Genomic DNA, 1,166 nt, shown 5'->3' on the forward strand with positions numbered 1-1,166 from the left:
GCCTTCAAGCCGCGCGAATACCTTGTTCAGTTCCGTGCCGGTGCCGGGGGTGTGGTTCGGATCCACCGGCGCCCACAAGCTGCTTTGCTGCGGTGCGGGAATCGCGGGGCCTGACACCGCTGCCGGTGCGGCAGGGATTGCCTGCGCCGGCGCGGCAGGCGTGAGCGGCCTCGCGGCCGGCGCCAGAGGCGCCATGCCTTCCGGCGTGCGGAATCGGGGCTCCATCCCGGAGACTGCCGTGTTCACGGCCGAAGGCGCTTCATGCCCCACATTTTCGCGGACCGGCCCCGCGGCCGGCCGCGGCTCGCTGGCGGGCACCGCGGCCCGCCACAGTGGCGCGGGCGATGCGGCCGGCTCCGCTGCCGGGCGGGCAAATTCATGCCCGGGCGGCATCGCGGGCTGGACTGCCGGCACCACGGCGGCGCGGTCGACGCGCATAGCCGACAGCAGCGGCCAGCGCTCGCGCGCTTGCGCCGCGGCGTCTTCGCGCACAATCTCTTTGTACGTCTCCGTCCTGCCGCCGAAGCGTTGGAACAGCTTGGACAAATCGTCGGATTGACTCATGGCATCTCACTCACGCAAGGATGGAGGGCGGTGCGCCGGGGCGGACCTGCGGCAAACCACCGCAGCACCTCAACGCCCAAACCGGAATTCAACGCATCCGGTGGGATCAATCGGCGTACTCTGGCTGACCCGCAGGGCCTCGGACGAGCCAAGCATACGAAACCAGTGTTGGTACGCCCCCTCCAGGAACGCCGGTGACCAGTCGTCGGCAGCGTCTCCGAGCGCCGCCTTCAGCGGTGCGCAGTAGTGCCGGATCACCAGGGCGCCGCCAGCATCCTCGATGCTGGTCCAGCCCCAGTCCACGTCCAGCCAGATTTGGGCAATGGCCCGTTCCAGTTCGGCGAGCGTGGCGCACTCGCCCGGGTCGAATCGTTGAGCAAAACGCGCACCGACGCGCCACATGACGGCGCGCAGGCTCGCCGGATCCATGCTTTCCGCCAGTTCCTCGCCCAACGCTGACAAGACGTCACGCCATTGCGATGAGCAATGGYGCTCAGTCAAATACTGAAGAATCGCTTGATTCACCCCGAGTTCCTGTTTTAAATACTCACCGAAAATATATTTATTGTTGAAGCCCATTTTGTTACCGCCCGGGCTTATCC

2 protein-coding genes are annotated in these 1,166 nt (G+C 66.4%); both read right to left on the reverse strand.

Annotated features, from left to right (window positions below; genetic code table 11):
* On the reverse strand, nt 1-564 hold a 564-nt coding region (bcsP, locus tag AC1DKD_RS41415), incomplete at its 3' end, for a cellulose biosynthesis protein BcsP (RefSeq protein ID WP_477144764.1).
* A 69-nt stretch (nt 565-633) separates the two neighbouring features.
* Nucleotides 634-1,166: cellulose biosynthesis protein BcsD (gene bcsD, locus AC1DKD_RS41420; protein WP_477144765.1), on the reverse strand; the 533-nt coding region annotated here is incomplete at its 5' end.

The organism is Cupriavidus sp. 05T313 (assembly GCF_056396665.1).